The following is a 24,666-nucleotide window of genomic DNA, read 5'->3' as shown; positions in this document are numbered from 1 at the left end:
TTAGGGAAGTGTATTAAAAAATTCCTTATTTTTTTATTTTTACTTGGACAAATGGACAGCGTTATTTTATTCTTTTAATATTGGCATAAAAATATTGCGGTTGGAAAATTATGAAAGTAATCCACTCGGATAGAAAAATGCCAAATGAGAAACATAATTGTAGATGTTTTTTTGGGTTTGAAAGGAGACGGAGCATATGTCACAGCTTCAAGGTATATTAACAAGATTAAAAAATCTTCAGGAACAAGCTAATAGTGGTGAGCCAGCACAACGCTATTTCGAGGTAAACGGTGATAGAAAGTGTCAAGTAACATTTCATCCGAAAACGGAGACATTTGAATTAGAAGTATATAATGAGAAGGAAAAACCAAAAAGATATCAATTTGATAATGTTGATATGATTACAATTGAAATTTTTGATTTGATTCAATAAGGGACCTTTTGGGTTCCTTTCTTTTTCGTGTCTACGATTGCGGAGGTTGTATTTAGGTTTCTAACTATACGTTACCAAAATTAGCACAGACTCCCGAATACTATGGTAGAATGTAACTGTAGAAAAACAAATTTTGAGGAGTTTTCGGCGATGATCAGTCTTCCCAACGGTGAATTTTTAAAATTAACGATAAAAGAATTAATGATCCCTTCCGAAAGGGTAGCGCATGTCCAAATGGGGAATAATCTCGAACATGCCTTATTAGTTTTAACTAAAAGCGGGTATACGGCTATACCGGTCTTAGACCCTCATTACAAGCTTAATGGGTTAATTAGCACCCCGATAATTATGGATTCTATCCTTGGGCTTGAAAGAATTGAATTTGAACAACTTGAGAAAAAACGAGTCGAAGAGGTAATGAAAAGCTCTATTCCACGAGTTAAAATTACTGCATCCATACAAGAATGCCTTGAATTACTTGTTAACCAGCCTTTTCTTTGTGTTGAGACTGAAGATGGTTACTTCGAAGGAATTTTGCCAAGAAGTACGTTATTAAATCAATTAAATAAGATAATAAAAAAAAATGAAAAATGATGCATTTAGGCTCCCAAGAAGGGGGCTTGATTTTTTTTAAGTTAGAGGTGTGAATATGAGTACATCTACTGAGAAGATATCCGAAGGAAAGTCCAACAGCAGGCAAACGAAAAAACCACTAGTTCTAGCCGCCGTAATGTTAGCGATGTTTATGGGGGCGATTGAAGCAACGATTGTTTCAACCGCAATGCCTGCAATTGTCGCTGATTTAGGCGGGTTTACACTATATAGTTGGGTATTTTCTGCGTACTTGTTAATGAATTCTGTAACCGTTCTTATTTATGGTAAATTATCTGACTTATTTGGTCGAAAACCAATTCTTACGATTGGAATATTAATTTTTTTATTAGGATCCATTCTTTGTGGATTCGCCACATCAATGAAAATGTTGATTATTTTTCGTTTGATTCAAGGGGTTGGAGCAGGTGCTGTCACGTCGATTGCAACAACAATAATTGGCGATATCTATACTGCAGAAGAAAGGGCTAAAATTCAGGGATACCTAGCAAGTGTATGGGGTGTTTCGGCAATTACTGGACCTGCTGTCGGTGGTTTACTTGTCCAATACGTAAGTTGGCATTATGTTTTCTGGATTAACATTCCGCTGGGGATTCTTTCTTTAGTAGGCCTATGGCTGTTTCTACATGAAAATGTCCAAAGGAAAAAACATCAAATAGATTATTTAGGTGCTGTTTTGTTAACGATGACTATTTCTTCGTTAATGTTTATCCTTGTAGAAGGGGGAAGTCGCTTTCCATGGGGATCTTGGCAGTCAATATGCTTTTTTGCTTTCAGCGCTGTCACATTAGTTGGGTTTTTACTTCAGGAAGGACGCGCTAGTGAACCGGTTATGCCATTTTCAATTTGGAAGGAACGCTCCATTCTTATTGCCAATACTACGTCGCTTACTACGGGAATCATGTTAATTGGAATATCGAGCTTTTTACCTACATTTGTGCAAGGTGTTATGGAACAAACACCCATTGTTGCTGGTTTTACGTTGACAGCTATGTCAATTGGTTGGCCAATAGCATCCACACTTGCGGGACGGTTATTGATAACGATGGGTTATCGAAAAACATCTATTATCGGTGGTGTCTCGTTAATCATTGGCAGCATTGCCTTCTTGACGATGTCAGCCGCATCAGGGCCTTTATGGGCAGCAGTGGGTTCTTTTTTCGTTGGATTAGGGATGGGCTTAACATCCACTGCCTTTATTGTCTCGATTCAAAGTACGGTAGGTTGGGAACAGAGAGGCATCGCAACTGCATCTAATATGTTTATGAGAAATCTTGGAAATACAATTGGTGCAGCATTACTGGGGGGAATCCTTAATAACAGGTTGAGTCAATATTTAAGCGAGAATGATCATTCCTTATCAATAGATGATGTCAATTTACTCTTAAAATCTGCTGAGCGAGAAAATCTCTCTGAATCAGTCCGGAGTTTCTTGCAGAATGGGCTAACCTTTTCCCTTCACTCTGTTTATTATGTTGTCTTCGCCTTGGCAATCATAAGTTTACTGTTAATATTTTTTATACCGAAAAAGAACGATAGCTCTGTGTAACTTCACAGAGCTTTTTTAAGGAGGGGAACAATCTTGTCCTCATTATCAGAATTTCAATTATTATCCGTTTTAGCTCAGGAGATGAATATGCGGAAGGCATCGGAACGGCTGTTTGTTTCACAGCCAGCCCTTTCGCAACGATTGCAAACTATCGAAAAAGATTGGGGAACGAAATTATTTATTCGCTCGCAAAAAGGTCTAGCTCTAACCCCCTCAGGTGAGCATGTCATCCAATTTGCAAATGAAGTACTAACTAAGCAAGAAAAGGTGCGTGAAACCATTCATTCCCTTCAATCAGGTGTGTCAGGTACTTTGAAGATTGCTGTTGCTTCGATTGTAGGCCAAAACTGGCTCCCACAGGTTTTAAAGAAATTTATTGATCGATATCCTCAAGCCAAAATTTCATTAGTAACTGGATGGAGCAGCGAAATTTTAAAATGCTTATATGATGATCAAGTTCATATTGGGATTATCCGTGGTACACCCGATTGGAAAGGAATTAAGGTTCATTTATTTAAAGATCCTCTTTATTTAGTTGACAGGGAAATTACCAGTCCGGAACAAGTTTTAAATACGGACCGCCCCTTCATTCAATTTAAAAGTGATTCTAATTATTTCCAAGAAATTCAAGATTGGTGGATGCGCAATTTTAAGACTTCACCCAAGAGGACCGTTGTGGTTGATCAAATTGAGACATGCAAGCAGATGGCTTTCAATGGCATTGGCTACGCCATCCTGCCCGCCATAACATTAACTAAAGCAGAAAAGGAAATTTTCAAAATACCGCTTTTAAATGAGAATAATGAACCTCTAAATCGTGATACATGGCTACTAGGCTATGAATCGGCCTTTCAATTAAAGCAAGTTTCAGCCTTTGTGGAATTAATTAAGGAGCATATCGCTGAATCTTCAGGAGATTAGGGTAGTTTTTCTTGTTTTCGTTTCTTTTGTTTGTTAAAGTATTTTTTAGTACGAATACATAGGGGGTAAAATAATGAAGATGATGGATGCAAATGAAATTATTTCTTTTATTCAAAATAGTAAAAAATCTACACCTGTAAAGGTTTATTTAAAAGGTGAATTAGCAGGAATTGATTTTGGAAACAATACAAAAACTTTTATTAATGGAAATACGGGTATCATTTTTGGTGAATGGTCTGAAATTAATGAAGTGTTAGAAGCACATAAAGAAAAAATTGAAGATCAAGTGGTTGAAAATGACCGTCGTAATTCTGCAATCCCATTGTTAGATAATAAGTATATTAATGCCCGAATTGAACCAGGTGTTACTATTCGTGACCAAGTGGAAATCGGTGATAATGCCGTTATTATGATGGGAGCCGTTATCAATATCGGTGCCGTTATTGGTGAAAAATCGATGATTGATATGGGTGTTGTTCTAGGTGGAAGGGCTACTGTCGGGAAGAATTGTCATATTGGGGCGGGAACTGTCTTGGCCGGTGTTATTGAACCACCATCTGCGAAGCCTGTTATTATTGAGGATGATGTTCTTATTGGAGCGAATGCCGTTGTTCTTGAAGGGGTTACAGTTGGAACAGGTTCAGTAGTCGCTGCAGGTGCAGTAGTCACTCAAGATGTTGCTCCTTATACAGTTGTAGCAGGGATGCCAGCAAGAAAAATTAAAGATATTGATGAAAAAACGAAGTCAAAAACTGAAATAATGCAAGAACTTCGTCAACTTTAAAAGCCCGCTTCCTTTGCCCGAAGTACTCTAGCTGCTGGGCGCTGGAGCTAGATAGTTCTCTAAGTATAAGCAGAAAAGCGTGGAGCATATCCACGCTTCTTTTTTAAAAGGAGAGTTAATAAATGAATCCATTGATTAAAATCCGCCGTGACCTTCATCAAATTCCAGAAATAGGATTTCAAGAGTTTGAGACACAAGCCTATTTATTGTCTTACCTTGAGTCTTTACCACAAGATCGTATCACGATAAAAAAATGGAAGACAGGGTTGTTTGTAAAGGTTCATGGCTTAAATCCCCAAAAAACGATTGGTTATAGAACAGACATCGATGGACTTCCAATTAGCGAAGAAACAGGATTACCTTTCTCATCGACCCACGATGAAAAGATGCATGCATGTGGGCATGATTTCCACATGAGCATCGCTCTTGGGGTACTAACTTATTTTACGAATAACCCAATTGCAGACGACCTTTTGTTTGTTTTTCAACCTGCAGAGGAAGGACCTGGCGGAGCGGAACCGATGTTAAAATCAGAAGAAATGCTTGAATGGATGCCTGACCTGATTTTTGCCTTACATATTGCACCAGAGTATCCTGTTGGAACTATCGCGCTTAAGGAAGGGTTACTATTTGCTAATACTTCTGAACTGTTTATTGATCTAAAGGGTAAGGGGGGGCATGCCGCTAGACCACACGAAACGAATGATATGGTTGTCGCAGCATGTACATTGGTAAATCAGCTGCAAACGGTTGTGTCAAGGAATGTCGACCCCTTAGATAGTGCGGTTATAACGATTGGAAAAATCACTGGCGGTACCGTTCAAAATATTATTGCTGAAAATGCAAGGCTTGAGGGAACCATCAGGACGCTTTCTGCTGAATCGATGAAAAAGGTTAAACATCGCATTGAGGCGCTTGTGAAGGGAATCGAGGCAGGTTTTGAATGTGAAGCTGTCATTGATTATGGTTCGATGTATCATCAAGTCTATAATACTGAATCTATTACAAGAGATTTTATGAAATATCTTCAAAACGAAACAAATGTTGAAGTAATCGAGTGCAAGGAAGCGATGACGGGAGAAGACTTTGGGTATATGCTTAAAGAGATTCCTGGGCTTATGTTTTGGCTGGGTGTGGATTCGCCCTATGGTTTACACCATTCAAAATTAAATCCACAAGAAGGTGCGATTGAAGTAGCTGTTAAAGTAATGACAAGCTATATCTCTAATCTAGGGAATAGATTAAATCTTAAATAAGAAGGCGTTTTATTTTGTTCTGATTAGCAATCATGATAAAATTAAAGAGAATTAAAAGGGAAATTGTTACATATCGTCGATTATTCTCACACAATTAGGGAAAACTTATGAAGGGGAAATAAGGTTATAATTAATAATAAGTATTTAATTAAATTAATTATAATTTAACATTGACTCAAAATAAGATGTGTCCTATAATTAGAATTGTGAAAAGGATAGCAAATGAGAAATGCTATAAATACTCATTTATTAATTATTTGGAGGGATTTGAATGCCAGAACGTATGGTAGGTAAACAAGCACCACGCTTTGAAATGGATGCTGTAATGCCAAACAAAGAATTTAAAAAAGTAAGTTTAGAAGAAAACATGAAAAACGATAAATGGACTGTGTTGTTCTTTTATCCAATGGACTTTACATTTGTTTGTCCAACTGAAATTACAGCGATGTCCGATCGTTTTGAAGAGTTTGATGATTTAGATGCAGTTATCGTTGGTGCTTCTACTGACACAATCCACACTCATCTTGCTTGGATTAAAACAGATCGCAAAGAAAATGGTCTTGGCGATTTAAACTATCCTCTTGCTGCAGATACTAACCACGTGGTAGCTCGTGATTATGGAGTATTAATTGAAGAAGAAGGTATCGCACTTCGCGGTTTATTCATTATCGATCCTGAGGGTGAATTAAAGTATTCTGTTGTAAATCACAACAATATTGGCCGAGACGTGGATGAAACTTTACGTGTTCTTCAAGCATTACAAACTGGCGGTCTTTGCCCAGCAAACTGGAAGCCTGGACAAGCTACATTGAATGTATAATTTGTACAAAACAGATAGACCTAACCTTTTAAAGTGTTAGGTCTTTTTAATAGGGGGATTATCGATGAAATTACGTGAACCAATGCCAGAGTTAACTGGGGCAACTGAATGGTTAAACGGTGAAGTGACAAGAGCAGACCTAATCGGAGAAAAACCAACATTGCTTCATTTTTGGTCGATAAGCTGCCATCTTTGTAAGGAAGCGATGCCTCAGGTAAATCAATTCCGGGATGATTTTAAGGACAAGTTAAATGTGGTTGCTGTTCATATGCCGCGTTCTGAAAACGACCTTAACCTAGATGAAATTAAACAAGTGGCAGCTGAGCATGGAATCAATCAACCGATTTTTGTCGACAGTGATCACAAGTTGACAGAAGCCCTTGAAAATCAATATGTACCAGCTTATTATGTATTTGACAAAGAAGGCAAGCTCCGCCATTTCCAAGCAGGCGGAAGTGGCATGAAAATGCTCGAGAAGCGTGTAAACCGAGTGTTGGATGAATTGGAAAAAACAGAATAAAAAACAACCTAAGTGCTGTCCGTTATATTCAACGGGCGGCATTTTTATTTTTTTTAACCTGTAACCTTGCCTCCTTTTAATCGTCGGTATTTATATATACCCAGCTTTAACCATTAGAGAAAAAAGGGGTGTCAAAAGTTGAAAAAGCCAAAACGTTTGTTTTCTATTTTTTTCATTATCCTATTAATTTTTATTACTGGGTGCAGTTCCAACAGCGAAGATAAAAGTGCAAAAATGAGTGAAAGTAATGATGTATCTAAGGATACAGCAGAATCTGACAGCGGGGAGCAAGCAGACTTTTACTCGGGTGAAACAGAAAAGGCTGAAAAAAGTTCCGTAACTGAAAATATAAAAATTCAAAACCAAATGGTCATTTATCAAGCTGATCTACAATTGCGAGTAAAGAAATTTGATCAGACTGTCCGTATCCTTGAAGAAAAAGTATTAAAATATGGGGGCTATATAGCAGAGTCCAATGTGTCAAAAGAGGGCAACGAGCAGGTAAGTGGCAGCATTAAAATTAGAATACCACAAAAGCACTTTCAGACCTTTTTACATGATGCTGAGAGTCAAGCGGCAGAGGTTTTGCAAAGAAGTATAACAGGGCAGGATGTAACCGAGGAATATGTTGATCTTGAGTCCAGATTAAAATCAAAAAAGGTGGTGGAAGAACGGTTACTCACTTTTATGAAAAGTGCAGTAAAAACAGAAGATTTATTGAAAATTTCTGCTGATTTAGCATCAGTACAAGAGGAAATTGAACTCATTGAAGGAAAGATGAAGTTTTTAGAAAACCAAACCTCCCTTTCGACAGTTAACATAACCCTTTACGAAAAAAGCGTAGTTGTACCTACTATTAATAAAGATAAATTAAATACTTGGGAGAAAACCAAAAAACAATTCATGAACAGCATCAATATGTTATTAGTTGGTTTATCAGGCTTGGTTGTTTTTATCGTTGGTAACCTGCCAGTTCTAGCCATATTATTTATTATAGTATTTTTACTACTTTACTATCTTAAAAAGAGGAAGTCCAGACAGAGGCAGGAATAAGAAGGGATAGCTCTCTCTATTTAAATCTGACGAATGATGCTAAAATCATAATAAGATAATGATTTTAATTTTACCGGGGGAGTTATTTATGAAGAAAAGTTTCGCAGTCATTGGGCTTGGTCGATTCGGTGGAAGTATTTGCCGAACTCTTACCGATGAGGGAATGGAAGTTCTTGCTATCGATAAAAATGAAGAACGAGTAAATGAATATGCAATGATTGCTTCTCATGCGGTTGTAGGGGATACAACAGACGAAGCAGTTTTGAAAAGCCTTGGGATTCGTAACTTCGATCATGTGATTGTAGCAATTGGCGATGATATTCAATCAAGTATACTTACAACTCTAATTCTTAAGGAATTGGGTGTAGTGCGTATTACAGCTAAGGCTCAAAACGATTACCATGAAAAAGTTTTGAGGAAAATTGGTGCAGATAGTGTTGTTCACCCAGAAAGAGACATGGGAAAACGGATTGCTAACAATATGGCTTCGAGTAATGTGGTCGACTATCTTGAACTATCTGATGAACACAGTATCGTTGAAATTGTTGCGAATGGAAAACTTAGTGGTCATACGATTATGGATTTGGATATTCGCAAGAAATATGGTTTGAATATTGTCGCCATAAAAAGAGGAGAAGAAATTATTGTTTCTCCACAAGCCAAAGAAACTTTTCAAGTTAATGATGTTTTAATCGTGATTGGAACCGACCAAGACATCAATCGATTTGAAAAAAAAGTATTAGAATAAGGAAAGCGGAAGCGCCTAGGCGCTGGCGCTAGACAATAAGAAAAGCGGAAGCGCTAGAAGCGCTTCCGCTTTATTTATTCTTACACTTCCATTATGATTGGTAAAATCATTGGTCTGCGCTTTGTTTTTTCGTATAGGAAAGGCGCTAATGTATCTGTAATTTCATTTTTAATTTCAGACCATTGGCTTGTCTTTCTTTCCATCACTTTATTTAAGTGCTTTGTGATTAGATTTTGAGCATCGTTAATTAAATCACCGGATTCTCTCATATAAACAAATCCTCGAGAAATTAGGTCAGGTCCTGAAGCAATTTTAAATTCTTTCATATTAATACTTACGACCACAACAACTAATCCTTCCTCAGAAAGAATTCTACGGTCACGTAAGACAATATTTCCAATATCGCCTACTCCACTGCCGTCGATATAAACAGAACCAGATGGAATCTTTCCAGCAACCTGAGCAGTATCCTCAGAAAGAGCTAACACTTCACCATTGTCCATAATAAAACAATTTTCTTCTTGTACTCCGCAATCAACCGCGATCTTAGCGTGCATTCTTTGCATTCGATATTCACCGTGGATTGGCATAAAGAACTTTGGTTTAATTAAACGCAGCATTAGTTTTTGTTCTTCCTGCCCACCATGACCAGAAGTATGAATATTACTTAGTTTACCGTGAATAACTTCCGCGCCGGCTCTATAGAGCATATTAATCGTTCGACTCACACTAATTGTGTTCCCTGGAATAGGTGAAGATGAAAATACCACTGTGTCACCAGGAATGATTTGAATTTGTCTGTGTGTGCCATTAGCAATTCTTGAAAGAGCAGCCATAGCTTCGCCCTGACTTCCGGTACAAAGGATCGTAACTTTATCAGCAGGAAGACGGTTTATTTGATTCGCTTCAATAAAAGTCTCTTTAGGTGCATTAATATACCCTAATTCAAGTCCGATATTGATAGCTGCTTCCATGCTTCGGCCAAAAACCGCTACTTTTCTTCCGTATTCTACTGCTGCCTCTACCACTTGCTGCAATCTATGGATATTAGATGCAAAGGTAGCAAAAATAATACGCCCGTCCACTTTGCGGAAAATATCATTGATGCTGTCGCCTACCCGACGTTCTGACATGGTGAATTCAGGTATTTCACTATTTGTACTATCTGATAGTAAACATAAAACGCCTTCTTTACCTATTTCAGCCATTTTGGTTAGATTGGCAGGTTCACCTACAGGGGTAAAATCAAATTTAAAATCTCCAGTATGGACAATTTGACCTGGCGGAGTTTTAACTACAATCCCATAAGAATCAGGAATACTGTGGGTGGTGCGGAAAAAAGTAACCGATGTTTTGCGGAATTTGATGATATCGTCTTCTTTAATGTCTATCAACTTAGCATTTCTTAATAAGCCGTGTTCTTCTAGTTTATTTTTAATTAATCCAAGAGCGAGTTTCCCACCATAAATTGGAACATTAATCTCGCGTAATAAATAGGGAATACCGCCAATGTGATCTTCGTGTCCGTGTGTAACAAATAATCCTTTTATTTTATCTTGATTCTTTACCAAATAGGTATAATCAGGAATAACATAATCAATACCTAATAGCTCATCCTCAGGAAATTTTATTCCGGCATCAATTAATATTATTTCATCCTGAAACTGAACCGCATACGTGTTTTTGCCAATTTCGCCTAAACCACCTAGGGCAAAAACCGCAGTTTGATCATTCTTAACAAATTTCATAAATTATCATTTCTCCAATACTTTATAGTCTTCATTTTGAAGTTCATATTTTAAATGAGCTCCTTTAACTTCTTGAACAAATTCAACATTAAACCCACGGTCGGCAATTTTTGAGCGGACATCTCTTACCGATTCTCCCTCAATAAATAGGGTTTTTGTATTCTCTCTGACTGGTACTTCTTTGATGTTTTCCTGATAATATACTTTAAATATCATTACAATTTCGCTCCTAACTGAATCATAACTTTTTCTATTATATAAAACATTTTCATCTTTTTCATTTATTTTCTTTGGAAACCATCAGTCTTATATGAAAAGTATGTAAAAAAGAATCGTTGTTTTTACAATTTACAATAATGAAGGAGCCCTTCGCAAGTTTGAAGGGCCCTAAAAAAATTTAGGCAATGGATTTCTTTCGCAGTAATTCTTTCCACTGTTTTAAAAGCTTCTTCCTTAGCTTCTTTAACATAGTGGATCATCTCCTTACCTCTTATTTTATACAATCCTTGTCCAAAGTAAAGTAAGCGATGGCAGATTATTGAAGTTTTTTTAAAATAAGAGTATTTTTACTATATTATATGATGAAATTGGTGATTCAATCATGGTTAAACATGGAATTACATTGACAAATTATAAATTGACTTTTTTTAATATAAAGTTTAGTGTTTTAAAGAATAAAGAACTGCGGGGAGTATATTTTCACAGTTTAGAGGATTCGACAAAAAGGAGTACATATTAAATGAAGAAAATTGTATTTTTTGACATAGATGGCACATTGCTCGATCATGAAAAAAACCTACCCGAAAGCACGTTAAAAGCCATCAATTTACTTAAGAAGAATGATGTATTTGTCGCAATTGCCACTGGCAGAGCTCCGTTTATGTTTGAAGGCCTGCGGAATGTACTTGGAATTGACTCCTATGTGAGCTTTAACGGTCAATTTGTAGTTTTTGAGAATGAAGTTATATATGAGAAACCTTTGAATGAAAATGAGCTAAATAAATTATTTAACCATACGAAGTCAAACAATCATCCATTAGTGTTTATGAATGAAAAAACAATGAAGGCAAGTGTTAAGCATCATCCATTTGTTGAAAAAAGCATGGGGAGCCTAAATTTCCCTCATCCTGAGGAAGATGATTCTTTTTATGTCAATCGAAAAATGTATCAAAGCCTACTTTTTTGTGAAAATAAAGATGAAAGTTTATATTTCTCTGACTATCCCCAATTTGATTTTATCAGATGGCATCCATTTTCTGTCGATGTTTTACCAAAGGGTGGTTCAAAAGCAGAAGGAATAAAAAAAATGATCGAACGTTTGGGGTTTGAGCTGAAGGATGTTTATGCATTCGGAGATGGTTTAAATGATTTAGAAATGTTGAAGGCAGTTGGAACAGGCGTTGCCATGGGAAATGGTGTCCCTGAAGCCAGAGAACTTGCAGATCTTATTACAAGCGATGTTTCCGAAGATGGTATCTGGAATGGGTTAAAGGAACTACAGCTAATATAAATTATGAACCGACCCAAGTAAGGGCCGGTTCTTTATACATCTGAAGCCCAAAATCAATGTAGCTCCTGTTTGATTACCTTTCGATAGCTATGGCACCTTGGATTGGTTTTAACGGGTCTTCATGATTGATATAATCATAAAACATAACACCATTTAAATGATCGATTTCGTGTTGAAAGCAGATAGAAGGAAGTCCCTTTAATCGTAGTTTCACTTCTTCACCGTTAAGGTTTGTTCCCTTTACAGTAATCCTTGCATATCTAGGGACGTATCCTGGAATGGCACTATCTACTGAAAGGCAGCCTTCACCAGCTTGTAAATACGACTTTTCAACAGAATGGCTGATAATTTTAGGATTAAATAATGCGTAACTATAAAGAGTGCCTGTGTCATCAGTAAGATGCACGGCTATCATCCGTTTTAGAACATTTATTTGTGGGGCAGCCAATCCTATTCCAGGGCGTAAACCAAATTGTACCGACTTTTCAGGATTTTGACTATTAATTACATATTCTAATAAGCTAAATAATATTTGTTTATCCTCTTCTGATGGCGGCATGGATACTTCTGCAGCCACTTTTCTAAGGGAAGGATGACCATCTCGAATGATATCTTCCATCGTAATCATGATTCCACTCACTCCTGTGCTTAAACTAAAATTATTAATAATAAATAGTCTATCAGACAATTGATAAAAAGTTAATATTTGATTCAGGTAACTGATTTGCATTCTTTTTTTATGGGGTATTGTATTGTCAAACAAACCAGGTGTCGATATAGTAGGAATTGGAATAGGTAGGAGGTTTATAATGTGTCATTAAAAGAAAAGTATGGTTTGATTTTATGTTTATCCGTTTTGATTGTTATTTTTGCTGGGTGTACGAAAGAAAAGTCTCCAGTCGAAAAAATGTATGATGTGTTAGAAAAAGTCGTTTCAGCCGAAAAAGAATTTGAGGAACAACAGAATCCCCTTGTTACACATGAAAAAAAAGAAAAAGAAATTTATGACCAGATTATCAAACTTGGCATGAAAGAATATGCTCAAATCGTAAAACTTTCAGATGAAGCAATATTATTAGCTGATGAAAGAAAAGCGCTGATGGAGAAAGAAACGAACAGCATTAAAGAATCCCAGAAAGAATTCATAAAGGCCAGGGATATTAAGGATAAATTAGAAGATCGCGATTTAACGAAATTAGCTAATGAACTATATGAGATAATGATGGAAAGATATAAAGCGCATGAAGCGTTATACCTAGAGTATAATGAAGCGCTGAAAAATGATAAAGAATTGTACGAAATGTTTAAAAATAAAAATCTTCCACTTGAAGACCTTGAATCACAAGTAAATAAGTTAAATGCAACGTATAATAGAGTCTTTAATGCCAATGAAAAATTTAATATGTTAACAGAACAATACAATGATAAAAAGTTGTCATTTTATAAGCAGGCAGGGCTTAAATCAAGCAAATAAATATTATCTCATCAAAATAATCGGCTGAATAGGCCGATTTTTTGTATATTATAACAAATAAATTAAATGAGGTTTTATATATAACAGATGTTGAAAAAAAGTAATACAGAAGAAAAAAATGTTTATAATATTAGCAATATGAACGTGGTGAAAAATATTAAAACATAGAATTTGACGTGCAAAAACTAATGATGTAAACTTAAAAAGTATTAATTAATTGTATCAATGATGTTACATAAAATAGTGGTACAGAATAAGATGATGGTAAGGTGAAAGATATTTTGTTTTAACTTTTTGTTTATGTGAAAAACTATTTGAAAGTATGTTTCATGTACAATCCTTACCAAAATCGAGTGTAATATCAAGAGTTTATCCAAATGATAAAGAAAAATGGATGACATTGTCCATCTGTCTTTTATTCTTAAGTTTTTGGGTATTCTAACTTAGTGGATAATATTTAAAAAAATTAAGTTTTGAATTGAAAGGAAGAGGTGACCTAAATGGTTTCTAAAACTCAGAACGCCAAGCTTGATGCGAAGAAAACACTAGAAGTTGTAGAGGAACAATTTCAAACACTTCAAATTCTTAATGAAGTTGGTGAAGTCGTAAACGAAGCTGCGATGCCAGACCTTACAGATGAACAGCTTCAGGAATTAATGCGCCGTATGGTTTATTCACGAATTCTTGACCAGCGCTCTATCTCTTTAAATCGCCAAGGAAGATTAGGATTCTACGCTCCCACTGCAGGACAAGAGGCATCTCAATTAGCTTCACAGTTTGCATTAGAAAAAGAAGATTTTATCCTACCGGGATATCGTGATGTTCCACAAATTATCTGGCATGGATTACCTTTATACCAAGCCTTTTTATGGTCCAGAGGTCATTTTGAAGGTGGACAAATTCCTGAGGGAGTTAATATAGCTATCCCGCAAATCATTATCGGTGCACAGTATGTTCAGACAGCTGGTGTAGCACTAGGAATGAAAAAACGTGGAGTAAAAGCAGTTGCAATTACGTATACAGGTGACGGTGGTACATCTCAAGGGGATTTCTATGAAGGAATGAATTTTGCAGGCGCATATAAAGCTCCAGCCATCTTTATTGCTCAAAATAACCGTTTCGCAATCTCAACTCCTGTTGACAAGCAAACAGCTGCCAAAACTCTAGCTCAAAAAGCAGTTGCAGCAGGTATTCCTGGTATTCAAGTTGACGGTATGGATCCTTTAGCGGTATATGCTGCAACTCGTGATGCACGTGAGCGTGCAATTAACGGTGAAGGCCCAACATTCATTGAAACATTAACTTACAGATATGGTCCTCATACCATGGCTGGTGATGACCCAACACGTTATCGTACAGCAGACCTTGACAATGAGTGGGAAAAGAAAGATCCATTAGTACGTTTCCGAAAATTCCTTGAAAACAAGGGTCTATGGACGGAAGAAAAAGAAAATGAAGTAATCGAACAAGCAAAAGAAGACATTAAAGAAGCAATTAAAAAAGCTGATGCAGCGCCTAAACAAAAGGTTACTGATTTAATGTCAATTATGTATGAAGAAATGCCGCAAAACTTAAAAGAGCAATATGAAATATATAAAGAAAAGGAGTCGAAGTAAGCCATGGCTCAAATGACAATGATTCAAGCAATTACAGATGCATTGCGTGTGGAATTAAGCAATGATCCGAATGTATTAGTTTTCGGTGAAGACGTGGGTGTAAACGGTGGTGTTTTCCGCGCAACCGAAGGGTTGCAAAATGAATTTGGCGAAGATCGTGTTTTTGACACGCCACTTGCTGAATCTGGAATTGGTGGATTAGCGGTTGGTCTTAGTTTACAAGGCTTCCGTCCTGTTCCAGAAATTCAATTCTTTGGTTTCGTTTATGAAGTAATGGATTCAATTTCTGGTCAGGCAGCTCGTCTTCGTTATCGTACCGGAGGCAAATTTAATGCTCCAGTAACATTTCGTTCGCCATTTGGAGGCGGCGTACATACACCTGATATGCACGCAGACAGTTTAGAAGGACTTATGGCACAACAGCCTGGCTTAAAGGTCGTTATTCCATCAACTCCATATGATGCTAAAGGACTTCTCATTTCATCAATCCGTGATAATGACCCAGTTATTTTCCTTGAGCATATGAAGTTATACCGTTCGTTCCGTCAGGAAGTTCCAGAAGGGGAATATACAATTCCACTAGGAAAAGCCGAAGTAAAACGTGAAGGAACTGATATTACTATCGTTACTTATGGAGCAATGGTTCACGAGTCATTAAAAGCCGCAGAGGAACTAGAAAAAGAAGGTCATTCTGCAGAAGTTATTGACTTAAGAACAGTAAGTCCTATCGATATTGAAACGATTATTGCTTCAGTTGAAAAAACAGGTCGTGCGATCGTTGTTCAAGAAGCTCAAAAACAAGCAGGAATTGCTGCAAACGTTGTTGCTGAAATTAACGACCGCGCAATTTTAAGCTTAGAAGCACCTGTATTGCGTGTGGCTGCACCTGATACCGTTTTTGCATTCCCGCAAGCGGAAGCTTCATGGCTGCCGAATTATAAGGATGTAATTGAAACAGCTAAAAAAGTTTTAACATTTTAATTAAATATGTAATTGGCCGCTCTAATTACTATAATTTCGATGCTCAAAAATACATGTAATTTAGGAGGATGAATCCTAGTGTCATTTCAATTTAAAATGCCTGACATCGGTGAAGGTATTCATGAAGGCGAAATTGTTAAATGGTTTGTAAAGCCAGGCGACAAAATTCAAGAAGATGATGTACTTTGCGAGATTCAAAATGATAAAGCAGTGGTAGAAATTCCGTCCCCAGTTGAAGGGACAGTTCTTGAAGTACTAGTTGGAGAAGGAACTGTCGCTACAGTTGGACAGGTTTTAGTCACTTTTGATGCCCCAGGGTACGAAAACCTACAATTTAAAGGCGATGAACATGCTGATGAACCGAAACAAGAAGAAAAAGCAGCAGTATCAGCTCCAGCACCTGAGGTTAAACAAGATGCAGCACCACAACCAGCTGCAGCAGCTGCAGTAGCAGTGGCACCACAAGCAGATGTTGATCCAAATCGTCGGATTATTGCTATGCCATCTGTTCGTAAATATGCCCGCGAAAAAGGTATTAGTATCAATTTAATAGCTGGAACAGGAAATAATGGACGGATACTGAAGGGTGATATCGATCTATTTGTAAGCGGTGGAGCAGCACCTGCACCACAAGCTGCGACAAATGTAGCTGTAGAAGTTGAAACAGCTAAAGTGGAGGCACCGCAAGCAACAGCCGTGGCTATTCCACAAGGTGAATATCCAGAAACTCGCGAAAAAATGAGTGGGATCAGGAAGGCAATTGCTAAAGCAATGGTTAATTCCAAACACACTGCTCCTCACGTTACATTAATGGATGAAATCGATGTAACTAAACTTGTTACACACCGGAAGAAATTCAAAGAAGTGGCAGCTGCTAAAGGCATTAAGCTTACCTTCTTACCATACATCGTTAAAGCATTAACAAGTGCATTACGCGAATTCCCAGCTTTAAACACTTCACTTGATGATGCTACTAGTGAAATCATTCATAAACATTATTATAATATTGGAATTGCAGCAGACACAGAAAAAGGCTTGATGGTTCCTGTAGTAAAAGATGCAGACCGTAAGTCAGTATTCTCAATTTCAAATGAAATTAATGAATTAGCTGTAAAAGCACGTGACGGCAAACTTGCACCTAACGAAATGAAGGGCGCATCTTGTACAATTTCAAACATCGGTTCAGCTGGCGGGCAATGGTTTACACCAGTTATTAACCATCCTGAAGTAGCAATTTTGGGCGTTGGCCGGATTGCAGAAAAACCAATCGTTAGAAACGGTGAAATTGTTGCTGCACCGGTTTTAGCACTTTCATTAAGTTTTGACCACCGCATGATTGACGGTGCAACAGCACAAAATGCATTAAATCATATTAAACGTTTATTGAACGATCCAGAACTATTGTTAATGGAGGCGTAATATAATGGTCGTTGGAGATTTCCCAATTGAAACAGATACTATAGTCATCGGAGCAGGCCCAGGGGGATATGTTGCAGCTATTCGTGCAGCGCAGTTGGGACAAAAAGTAACAATTGTTGAAAAAGAATATGTTGGCGGCGTTTGTTTAAATGTTGGATGTATCCCTTCTAAAGCACTAATTTCAGCAGGTCACCGCTATGAAACAGCGATGCATTCTGAATCCTTCGGGATTACTGCTGAAAATGTAAAAGTGGATTTCACAAAAGTTCAAGAGTTTAAATCAGGAATTGTAAATAAATTAACTGGCGGCGTTGAAGGATTATTAAAAGGAAACAAAGTAAACATTGTCCGTGGTGAAGCATATTTTGTTGATGCCAATACGCTGCGTGTAATGGATGAAAATTCAGCTCAAACTTATACCTTTAAAAATGCTATTATTGCTACTGGATCCCGTCCGATTGAGTTGCCTGCCTTTAAATATTCAAAACGTGTTTTGAATTCTACTGGGGCACTTAACTTAAATGAAATTCCTGAAAAAATCGTCGTTATTGGCGGCGGAGTAATCGGGATTGAGCTTGGCGGTGCATATGCAAACTTTGGCAGTCAGGTTACCATTTTAGAAGGTGCAGAAGAAATATTAGGTCTTGGTGTTTTTGATAAGCAAATGGCTGCTCTCGTAAAACGAAGCATGAAGAAAAAAGGTGCAGACTTCTTTACAAAGGCGTTTGCCAAGGGCGTTGAAGAAACTGAAAATGGCGTGGTAGTAACGTTTGAAACAAAAGGCGAAGAAAAGAAAATCGAAGCTGATTACGTTTTTGTAATGGTCGGACGACGTCCTAACACAGATGAAATGGGCTTAGAACAAGTTGGTGTTAAATTAACTGAGCGTGGACTAGTTGAAATCGATAAACAATGTCGCACAAATCTTAGCAATATTTATGCTATTGGTGATGTAGTTGCTGGCCCTCAATTGGCACATAAAGCTTCATATGAAGCTAAAATTGCCGCAGAGGCAATTGCTGGTCACACGTCTGAAATTGATTACTTAGGTATTCCTGCTGTTGTCTTCTCTGATCCTGAATTAGCTTCAGTTGGATATACAGAAGCCCAAGCAAAAGAAGAAGGAATTGTTGTAAATGCGGCTAAATTCCCATTTGCAGCTAATGGTCGTGCATTATCACTCGACAGTGGTGATGGATTCATGAAATTAATTACTCGTAAAGAGGATGGACTTGTCATCGGGGCGCAGATTGCCGGAACAAATGCATCAGATATGATTGCAGAATTGGGACTTGCGATTGAAGCTGGAATGACTGCTGAAGATCTTGCCATGACTATTCATGCTCATCCAACACTTGGAGAAATCACAATGGAAGCGGCGGAAGTTGCCTTAGGAAGCCCAATCCACATTATGAAATAATTCATAAATATATAGTCCTTTTCGTTAACTAACGGAAAGGACTTTTACTATTTTTACCGAATTGTATTTATACAAAGATAAAAGCAAAAAAATCCTTGTCAACTTAAAAACAAAATATATCTCTCGCTTTTAGAACATATACTTAAGAACGAGCATTCTGAAAAGAAGTGAATGTATTAAGAGTGGTGATAAATATGAGGGTCTATATTGTGGTGATACTGCAATTTATCATTTGGAGCGGATATACATTTATTGAATGGTTATCAAAGCATGACCAGCTAATTTATAAAGTCATTATGTTTTTTGTGTTCTTTTATTTAGCATTTTTAATAGGAAACCAGGTCACAAAATCAGTGCGTAAAACGCTTTTTATCACTACTTTAAGCCTTGTTATATATACTTCGATTCACTATACCATGGAATTGTTTATTCACTAAAAAAAGCCCCTGAAGGAGCTCTTCTTGCTGTCGAAAAACTTTCGATAGCCCTTTTATTTTATTCTCTTTCTTTAATAATACACCGCATTAATTTGTTAGGATCACATTGATTAATAGGATTTTCAACTTGTCTGTTGATTTGCGCTCCAGGCGCGTACGGTTCGCGGGCGTGCCGGGGAGCCTCCTCGTCGCTTCGCTCCAATCAACAGGGCAGTTAGCAGGGACAATTAATTAATAAAAATCGGGATTTTGGATCAGACAAAATGAAAAATTGTCGAGAAAATGAACCTTTCTCGACAATCTGAGCAGCCCCAACAGGAGCTTTTTTTATTTACGAGGATAATAATACATGATTCTCTCATTAAAAAGGTGGAGTTCCCCTTGCAGCTTTTTCGCAAGGTATTTACAAAATTCATTTGCTTTACCCTTATCTCCATAGGTAGATTGTTCGGGTAATGTCACTTGTATGTATGTTTGTTCTAGTTCTTGTCCTTCTTCATTTAGAATAGTTTCCCGGTCTACACCTAATAAAATGGCATAGTAGCGGTCATCGTTTGAGTGTAAATAGAACCATTTTCCGTCCGCTTCTGCTGTTTCTTTAATTACATAGGGAAAAGCTGACTCTCCATATTGCCAACCTATTTGATTACCAGTTTTTGTAGTGTTATTTTTATACTCATGAAATAATTCTTTAACTTCTTCAATTGTTACTGTTTGTTTAGCAGATGAAGGCACTAGCTTAATATATGCATTAACAGCCATCATCATTCCCCCCTATTAGTCCATTATATATGCCCCTCTATTCTAGCATTTAATAAAATCTTATGACAACTATAGCTTTAAATAAAAGTAGAAGTATTCTTGTTTCTTTAGTAAAAATGAATTATAATAATATTCTAAACATTCTCAGAAAAAAGGAGGAGCCTTATGGAATTATTTGATAAGCTCTATGATGAACATGAAAATGCGAAGGTAAGGTTTATTGGATTTACAACGGAACATACCCGTTATGATTTCGGCATAATTTACACCAGCATGTTTTTCGGAAAACCTCTAGTTGTCTGCATGCAGACTGGCCGTTCCACTCTCCTCGACCCAAAAGACATCGAAGATATTGATTACCTTCAAACCGTATTCCGTATCCCTGATCAACAGCAAGCAGCAGATTTAGCTGAGTTTTTCAGCGAAACACTACCAACCATCCCGTTTGAGACTCAGTACGAATAATTTATCAAAAGAAGGCCCTATAGGGTCTTTTTTTTTATTATTTTTTTAAATGTGACATACAATTTAGGCTTGATATTTCTAATGTGATATATTATTATTACATTAATGATATATAAATACTTCGTTTTGTGATTATTCAATGATGAAAAGGGGGTTGAACAAATGGGTACTTTAGTATGTCAAACTTGTAACTCTACTATTGATCATTTTGAAGATGAAAAGGTAACGGTGCTTTATTCTAAATGCAATTGTTGCGTGGATCATCATACAGAGGAAGATTTATAATAACTAAACATAAATTAAAACAGGATTCCGATATCGGAATCCTGTATTTTTGTTGTTTTATTTTATTGCCTTGTACTCTTTAATGACAAGGATTGACTTAATTTCATCATCTTCTGGACCTTGTACAGGTAAACCTGCCTCAAGGTTTTTTCGAATGTAATGGAGGTTTTCCTTAGTAATAATCTCACCAGGAATAAAAATTGGGATACCGGGTGGGTATACCATAATAAATTCTGCAATAATTCTTCCTTCAGATTCTTCAAAAGGAATAACTTCTGTTTCAGAATAAAACGCATCTCTTGGTGTTAAGGCAAGGACAGGAATTTCAGGAAGAAGAACTTCAACAGGTTCAATTCTTTCGGTGCGATGTTCACACTCGTCTGCCAATTCTTTTAAGGCATTAATTAACAAGTCGGCTTCCACATCTGTGTCTCCAAGCGTGATGATACAAAGAATGTTATAAAGATCAGAAAGTTCCACTTCAATATTGTGTTTTTCTCTTAACCATTTTTCAACATCGTATCCAGTTAATCCTAGTTCTTTAACCGAAATGATAAGCTTGGTTGGATCATAATCAAAGGTAGCTTCTGACCCTAGAATTTCCTCACCGATACAATGCAGATTTTCAATCTCATTAATTCTTTTCCGCATGGATTGCGCTAAATTGATGGTTTTATCGATCAAATCCCTTCCTTTCGTAGCCAATTGCTTCCGTGCGACATCAAGTGATGCAAGTAATAAATACGAAGTGGAGGTAGTAGTAAGCATGCTTAGAATCGACTGAACATGTTTTGCGGAAACAAGTCCTTCTTTCACATTTAGAATCGAGCTTTGGGTCATCGATCCACCTAGTTTGTGGACACTAGTAGCCGCCATATCTGCACCGGCTTGCATAGCTGAAAGTGGAAGGTCATCATGGAAATGAATATGAACACCATGGGCTTCGTCAACTAGAACAGGAATATGATAGGAATGAGAAATTTCAACAATCTTTTTTAAATCTCCGGAGATGCCAAAATATGTTGGGTTGATTACTAAAACAGCTTTGGCGTCTGGATGTTGCTCTAGAGCCCTTCCTACTGCATCGGGTGTTATTCCGTGAGAAATTCCTAATTCCTTATCAATCTCAGGCTGGATAAATACAGGGATGGCACCAGAAAAGACAATAGCAGACATAATTGACTTATGAACATTTCTTGGAACGATAATTTTATCATCTGGACCACAAACAGCCATAATCATGGCAATGATTGCTCCGCTTGTTCCTTGTACTGAAAAAAATGTTCGATCAGCTCCGAAGGCCTCAGCTGCTAAATCCTGAGCCTGCTTAATGATTCCTTTTGGCTGATGAAGGTCATCTAGTGGACCAATATTAATTAGGTCAATAGACAGGGCGTTATCACCGATAAAGTTTCGAAACTCAGGGTCAATCCCAGCTCCTTTTTTATGACCAGGAATATGAAATTGAATTGGGTTCTTTTTCGCATGTGCTAATAAACCGCTAAATAGCGGTGTTTGATTTTGAGACAATTTATAACCACACCTCTTTATAAAAAATACTCTAATAATGTCATCCAAAAACATAAAAACAAAGGAATTATAGCACTAATACCTTTCATTGCAAAGAAATAAATGTTTTTACTTAGTCGGTTTACGATAGTTTCCCATTTAGAAAGGAAAATTACCCTAAAGAGACGAAATAACAAATAGAAAGTTTTTAGGAGGGTTTAAAATGGAATGGAAAACACGTGTTACTGAATTATTAAATATACGATTTCCTATTGTTCAAGGGGGTCTAGCTTATCTAGCCTATTCTGAATTGGCCGCAGCGGTATCTAATGCCGGAGGTCTTGGTCAAATCACAGCTATGTCTTTAGGTGAACCTGAACAGCTTAGAGCCGAAATACGAAAGGTGAAGCAGTTGACGAAAAATCCTTTTGGGGTTAATTTTGCGATTGGACAGCATGGGAGGCCATTTGCTGATTTTCTCCAAGTGGCTATTGATGAAAAGGTCCCGGTTGTTTCAATGACAGGAGGGAATCCTGCCCCCATATTTGAACAATTAAAAGGCACGCAGATTAAAACGCTTGTCCTTGTAGCGGCAAGAAGACAGGCTGTGAAAGCAGAAGAACTCGGTGCAGATGCAGTTATGGTCGTCGGTCAAGAAGGGGGAGGCCACCTAGGACGAGATGATGTCGGCACGATTGTTTTAGTTCCTCAAGTGGTAGATGCCGTTTCTATACCTGTTATTGCATCTGGGGGAATAGGTGATGGCAGAGGGCTCATGGCAGCCCTTAGCTTAGGTGCTGAAGGGATTGAAATGGGTACGAGATTTATTGCGACTAAGGAATGTGTTCATGCCAACGAGATATATAAGAAGACTTTAGTGGAAGGAAATGAATCTGGAACGGTTGTCATCAAGAGAACTCTAGGAGCTCCCGCCAGGGCACTTGCTAACAGCTGGACAGAAAAAATTCTCGAGTTAGAAAAGAACAATGGAGGTTATGGTCAGTTAAAAGATTTTATTAGTGGAATGGCTAACCAACGCTACATATATGATGGTGTTCCTGAAGAAGGCTTTGCGTGGGCAGGGCAAGTGATGGGATTAATTAAAGATGTCCCTTCGGTTCATGAGTTATTCGATCGAATGATGAAAGATGCTGAACAAATTCGTGCAAAGTGGGGAAATTAAATGTATGATTCATTTTAGTTAAAATAGTTAGTAGGTGAAAGAATGGAATACCAATATCCCATTGATTATCATTGGAGCACAGATGAAATTGTTGATGTAATTGCATTTTTTGAAACCATTGAGAAGGCGTATGAAAACGGTGTTGAACGTGATGCGGTAATGAAGTCGTATCGTCGCTTTAAAGAAATCGTCCCAAGCAAGGCGGAAGAAAAAACTATTTGTGGTGAATTTGAAGAAATGAGTGGCTATTCGTCTTATCGGACCATAAAAAAAGCAAAAGAGGCTTCATCTGGGGATAAAATTAAAATGAAATAAGAAGAAGCTCCCGAACTATTTGGTCTGGGAGCTTCTTCTTATTACTTTTTATTAAGAGAGATTTTATAGAGTGTGGCTACTTTATTAAAAACGTCCTCAATTTGTTGAATTAGCCCATCTGAACCTAATTGGATGACTTGTTCCCTATCGATTGTATAGCCGCATAACAATTCTGCTTTCTTAACGTTTTGCAGCCGATCAAACAGCGAATGAAGATCATCCTTTGTTAGTTGACGGTGTTCAATTGTTTCTGGTTTTGTATGATCAATAGACCAAACAAAATCTTTTGGTGTATCTTTGAAAATTTTAGTGATTTTTTTTGAAAATCTTGCAGCAATCTTATCTTTTTGGGGTGCTTCATAAATAACGGCAAACCATATAAATAAATGGGTATTCCACAAGCCAATTTGAAAATGCGGAAGCATTTTATAACCTCGAGGACTATTTGAAAATGCGACCCAAGTATCCTTTGGTGGATTAATAGTGCGCCTTGCATGTTTGGCGACATGGACAAACATTTCATCATCTGATAATAAAGATATTGAAGGGGCAAAGTATTCTCCCAAATCTTCTAATTTTGGACGAATTATTTCTTTAAGAGCTGCCATTCTAGCCTCTAAACCATCTATTAAAAAAACATCAAAATCCTCATTTGTAAATCCCTTAAAGCTCATTTACTAAACCTCCAACAAAACAATTGTACTTAATTGTAGCATACCGCTTACCAGACGAGTAGTGAGATGCTTTCTAGGTTAAAGCACATATTTGTTGCAACATATCTCCCTGACTCATATTATACAGTAAAAAAAACAATCTGAAAAAATAGTTAAATTTAGGAAGGGGAGG

General features: G+C 37.2%; 26 protein-coding genes. 20 read left to right on the top strand and 6 right to left on the bottom strand.

Annotated features, from left to right (window positions below; all coding sequences use genetic code 11):
* Positions 1-196: 196 nt before the first annotated feature.
* The 10 genes from AB7942_RS01545 (at position 197) to AB7942_RS01500 (ending at position 8,696) form a co-directional block, all read left to right on the top strand.
* Positions 197-433, top strand: coding sequence for a YkuJ family protein (locus AB7942_RS01545; RefSeq protein ID WP_066252435.1), 237 nt, complete (start codon positions 197-199; stop codon positions 431-433).
* Positions 434-583: 150 nt separating this feature from the next.
* Entirely contained in the window at positions 584-1,027 is a 444-nt protein-coding gene (gene cbpB / locus AB7942_RS01540) for a cyclic-di-AMP-binding protein CbpB (RefSeq protein WP_335711774.1), read from the top strand.
* Positions 1,028-1,082: 55 nt separating this feature from the next.
* On the top strand, positions 1,083-2,594 hold the full coding sequence (locus tag AB7942_RS01535; protein WP_369445538.1) for an MDR family MFS transporter: 1,512 nt from the start codon (positions 1,083-1,085) through the stop codon (positions 2,592-2,594).
* Between the two features lie 33 nt (positions 2,595-2,627).
* Entirely contained in the window at positions 2,628-3,515 is an 888-nt protein-coding gene (locus AB7942_RS01530; RefSeq protein ID WP_369445537.1) for a transcriptional regulator CcpC, read from the top strand.
* Between the two features lie 73 nt (positions 3,516-3,588).
* Positions 3,589-4,299, top strand: coding sequence for a 2,3,4,5-tetrahydropyridine-2,6-dicarboxylate N-acetyltransferase (gene dapD, locus AB7942_RS01525; protein ID WP_088086229.1), 711 nt, complete (start codon positions 3,589-3,591; stop codon positions 4,297-4,299).
* Positions 4,300-4,421: 122 nt separating this feature from the next.
* A complete protein-coding gene (locus tag AB7942_RS01520; RefSeq protein WP_369445536.1) occupies positions 4,422-5,555 on the top strand; it encodes an N-acetyldiaminopimelate deacetylase in 1,134 nt (377 codons plus the stop codon).
* A gap of 271 nt (positions 5,556-5,826) precedes the next feature.
* Positions 5,827-6,375 carry a peroxiredoxin gene (locus AB7942_RS01515; protein WP_168242649.1) on the top strand — a complete coding sequence of 183 codons (549 nt, stop codon included), beginning with the start codon at positions 5,827-5,829 and terminating at the stop codon, positions 6,373-6,375.
* Positions 6,376-6,439: 64 nt separating this feature from the next.
* Complete coding sequence (locus AB7942_RS01510; protein WP_088086232.1) at positions 6,440-6,895, top strand: TlpA disulfide reductase family protein; 456 nt, start codon at positions 6,440-6,442, stop codon at positions 6,893-6,895.
* Between the two features lie 138 nt (positions 6,896-7,033).
* Positions 7,034-7,948 carry a DUF4349 domain-containing protein gene (locus tag AB7942_RS01505; RefSeq protein WP_369445535.1) on the top strand — a complete coding sequence of 305 codons (915 nt, stop codon included), beginning with the start codon at positions 7,034-7,036 and terminating at the stop codon, positions 7,946-7,948.
* Between the two features lie 88 nt (positions 7,949-8,036).
* Entirely contained in the window at positions 8,037-8,696 is a 660-nt protein-coding gene (locus AB7942_RS01500; protein ID WP_098933084.1) for a potassium channel family protein, read from the top strand.
* Positions 8,697-8,776: 80 nt separating this feature from the next.
* Here the strand turns inward: AB7942_RS01500 and rnjA are convergent, their stop codons facing one another.
* Positions 8,777-10,444, bottom strand: coding sequence for a ribonuclease J1 (gene rnjA, locus AB7942_RS01495; protein ID WP_369445534.1), 1,668 nt, complete (start codon positions 10,442-10,444; stop codon positions 8,777-8,779).
* A 6-nt stretch (positions 10,445-10,450) separates the two neighbouring features.
* A complete protein-coding gene (locus AB7942_RS01490; protein WP_088086236.1) occupies positions 10,451-10,660 on the bottom strand; it encodes a DNA-dependent RNA polymerase subunit epsilon in 210 nt (69 codons plus the stop codon).
* Positions 10,661-11,183: 523 nt separating this feature from the next.
* Between AB7942_RS01490 and AB7942_RS01485 the strand changes: the two genes are divergently transcribed.
* The gene (locus AB7942_RS01485) at positions 11,184-11,954 is read left to right on the top strand and encodes a Cof-type HAD-IIB family hydrolase (RefSeq protein WP_369445533.1); all 771 of its coding nucleotides are present in this window, start codon (positions 11,184-11,186) and stop codon (positions 11,952-11,954) included.
* Positions 11,955-12,027: 73 nt separating this feature from the next.
* Here AB7942_RS01485 and def read toward each other — a convergent pair whose 3' ends face one another.
* On the bottom strand, positions 12,028-12,582 hold the full coding sequence (def, locus tag AB7942_RS01480; protein WP_335713543.1) for a peptide deformylase: 555 nt from the start codon (positions 12,580-12,582) through the stop codon (positions 12,028-12,030).
* Between the two features lie 183 nt (positions 12,583-12,765).
* Between def and AB7942_RS01475 the strand changes: the two genes are divergently transcribed.
* The 5 genes from AB7942_RS01475 to lpdA all read left to right on the top strand — a co-directional run bounded on the left by AB7942_RS01475 (position 12,766) and on the right by lpdA (position 18,864).
* Positions 12,766-13,428, top strand: coding sequence for a YkyA family protein (locus AB7942_RS01475; RefSeq protein WP_369445532.1), 663 nt, complete (start codon positions 12,766-12,768; stop codon positions 13,426-13,428).
* A 500-nt stretch (positions 13,429-13,928) separates the two neighbouring features.
* The gene (pdhA, locus tag AB7942_RS01470) at positions 13,929-15,044 is read left to right on the top strand and encodes a pyruvate dehydrogenase (acetyl-transferring) E1 component subunit alpha (protein WP_088086239.1); all 1,116 of its coding nucleotides are present in this window, start codon (positions 13,929-13,931) and stop codon (positions 15,042-15,044) included.
* Positions 15,045-15,047: 3 nt separating this feature from the next.
* A complete protein-coding gene (locus AB7942_RS01465) occupies positions 15,048-16,025 on the top strand; it encodes an alpha-ketoacid dehydrogenase subunit beta (protein WP_088086240.1) in 978 nt (325 codons plus the stop codon).
* Positions 16,026-16,103: 78 nt separating this feature from the next.
* The gene (locus AB7942_RS01460) at positions 16,104-17,444 is read left to right on the top strand and encodes a dihydrolipoamide acetyltransferase family protein (protein ID WP_369445531.1); all 1,341 of its coding nucleotides are present in this window, start codon (positions 16,104-16,106) and stop codon (positions 17,442-17,444) included.
* A gap of 4 nt (positions 17,445-17,448) precedes the next feature.
* A complete protein-coding gene (gene lpdA / locus AB7942_RS01455; protein ID WP_369445530.1) occupies positions 17,449-18,864 on the top strand; it encodes a dihydrolipoyl dehydrogenase in 1,416 nt (471 codons plus the stop codon).
* Between the two features lie 764 nt (positions 18,865-19,628).
* On the opposite strand, the gene AB7942_RS01450 is transcribed toward lpdA, so the two are convergent.
* The gene (locus AB7942_RS01450; RefSeq protein ID WP_179195750.1) at positions 19,629-20,063 is read right to left on the bottom strand and encodes a DUF1885 family protein; all 435 of its coding nucleotides are present in this window, start codon (positions 20,061-20,063) and stop codon (positions 19,629-19,631) included.
* Between the two features lie 165 nt (positions 20,064-20,228).
* Between AB7942_RS01450 and AB7942_RS01445 the strand changes: the two genes are divergently transcribed.
* The gene (locus tag AB7942_RS01445) at positions 20,229-20,528 is read left to right on the top strand and encodes a DUF3055 domain-containing protein (RefSeq protein WP_088086245.1); all 300 of its coding nucleotides are present in this window, start codon (positions 20,229-20,231) and stop codon (positions 20,526-20,528) included.
* A 162-nt stretch (positions 20,529-20,690) separates the two neighbouring features.
* On the top strand, positions 20,691-20,813 hold the full coding sequence (locus AB7942_RS01440; protein WP_335719146.1) for a GapA-binding peptide SR1P: 123 nt from the start codon (positions 20,691-20,693) through the stop codon (positions 20,811-20,813).
* 57 nt (positions 20,814-20,870) lie between these two features.
* On the opposite strand, the gene AB7942_RS01435 is transcribed toward AB7942_RS01440, so the two are convergent.
* The gene (locus AB7942_RS01435) at positions 20,871-22,343 is read right to left on the bottom strand and encodes an aminotransferase class I/II-fold pyridoxal phosphate-dependent enzyme (protein ID WP_369445529.1); all 1,473 of its coding nucleotides are present in this window, start codon (positions 22,341-22,343) and stop codon (positions 20,871-20,873) included.
* Between the two features lie 202 nt (positions 22,344-22,545).
* On the opposite strand from AB7942_RS01435, the gene AB7942_RS01430 reads away from it, so the two are divergent.
* Together AB7942_RS01430 and AB7942_RS01425 are read left to right on the top strand one after the other, a co-directional pair.
* Complete coding sequence (locus tag AB7942_RS01430; RefSeq protein WP_369445528.1) at positions 22,546-23,505, top strand: NAD(P)H-dependent flavin oxidoreductase; 960 nt, start codon at positions 22,546-22,548, stop codon at positions 23,503-23,505.
* 42 nt (positions 23,506-23,547) lie between these two features.
* A complete protein-coding gene (locus AB7942_RS01425; RefSeq protein WP_369445527.1) occupies positions 23,548-23,820 on the top strand; it encodes a UPF0223 family protein in 273 nt (90 codons plus the stop codon).
* Between the two features lie 41 nt (positions 23,821-23,861).
* Here the strand turns inward: AB7942_RS01425 and AB7942_RS01420 are convergent, their stop codons facing one another.
* Positions 23,862-24,494: a YktB family protein gene (locus tag AB7942_RS01420; protein ID WP_335719142.1), complete on the bottom strand. Its 633-nt coding sequence runs from the start codon at positions 24,492-24,494 to the stop codon at positions 23,862-23,864.
* Positions 24,495-24,666 lie beyond the last annotated feature (172 nt).

It is taken from the genome of Neobacillus sp. BF23-41, assembly GCF_041106275.1.
Note: the sequence above shows the minus strand (reverse complement) of the source record. Positions and strands in the feature narration are given on the sequence as shown.

Coding starts and splice junctions, on each gene's coding strand:
- AB7942_RS01510 (WP_088086232.1), top strand. CDS start 6,440: ATGAAATTACGTGAACCAATGCCAGAGTTAACTGGGGCAACTGAATGG.
- AB7942_RS01520 (WP_369445536.1), top strand. CDS start 4,422: ATGAATCCATTGATTAAAATCCGCCGTGACCTTCATCAAATTCCAGAA.
- AB7942_RS01445 (WP_088086245.1), top strand. CDS start 20,229: ATGGAATTATTTGATAAGCTCTATGATGAACATGAAAATGCGAAGGTA.
- pdhA (WP_088086239.1), top strand. CDS start 13,929: ATGGTTTCTAAAACTCAGAACGCCAAGCTTGATGCGAAGAAAACACTA.
- AB7942_RS01425 (WP_369445527.1), top strand. CDS start 23,548: ATGGAATACCAATATCCCATTGATTATCATTGGAGCACAGATGAAATT.
- AB7942_RS01485 (WP_369445533.1), top strand. CDS start 11,184: ATGAAGAAAATTGTATTTTTTGACATAGATGGCACATTGCTCGATCAT.
- dapD (WP_088086229.1), top strand. CDS start 3,589: ATGAAGATGATGGATGCAAATGAAATTATTTCTTTTATTCAAAATAGT.
- AB7942_RS01545 (WP_066252435.1), top strand. CDS start 197: ATGTCACAGCTTCAAGGTATATTAACAAGATTAAAAAATCTTCAGGAA.
- AB7942_RS01430 (WP_369445528.1), top strand. CDS start 22,546: ATGGAATGGAAAACACGTGTTACTGAATTATTAAATATACGATTTCCT.
- AB7942_RS01500 (WP_098933084.1), top strand. CDS start 8,037: ATGAAGAAAAGTTTCGCAGTCATTGGGCTTGGTCGATTCGGTGGAAGT.
- AB7942_RS01465 (WP_088086240.1), top strand. CDS start 15,048: ATGGCTCAAATGACAATGATTCAAGCAATTACAGATGCATTGCGTGTG.
- cbpB (WP_335711774.1), top strand. CDS start 584: ATGATCAGTCTTCCCAACGGTGAATTTTTAAAATTAACGATAAAAGAA.
- lpdA (WP_369445530.1), top strand. CDS start 17,449: ATGGTCGTTGGAGATTTCCCAATTGAAACAGATACTATAGTCATCGGA.
- AB7942_RS01420 (WP_335719142.1), bottom strand. CDS start 24,494: ATGAGCTTTAAGGGATTTACAAATGAGGATTTTGATGTTTTTTTAATA.
- rnjA (WP_369445534.1), bottom strand. CDS start 10,444: ATGAAATTTGTTAAGAATGATCAAACTGCGGTTTTTGCCCTAGGTGGT.
- AB7942_RS01440 (WP_335719146.1), top strand. CDS start 20,691: ATGGGTACTTTAGTATGTCAAACTTGTAACTCTACTATTGATCATTTT.
- AB7942_RS01535 (WP_369445538.1), top strand. CDS start 1,083: ATGAGTACATCTACTGAGAAGATATCCGAAGGAAAGTCCAACAGCAGG.
- AB7942_RS01450 (WP_179195750.1), bottom strand. CDS start 20,063: ATGGCTGTTAATGCATATATTAAGCTAGTGCCTTCATCTGCTAAACAA.
- AB7942_RS01515 (WP_168242649.1), top strand. CDS start 5,827: ATGCCAGAACGTATGGTAGGTAAACAAGCACCACGCTTTGAAATGGAT.
- AB7942_RS01490 (WP_088086236.1), bottom strand. CDS start 10,660: ATGATATTTAAAGTATATTATCAGGAAAACATCAAAGAAGTACCAGTC.
- def (WP_335713543.1), bottom strand. CDS start 12,582: ATGATTACGATGGAAGATATCATTCGAGATGGTCATCCTTCCCTTAGA.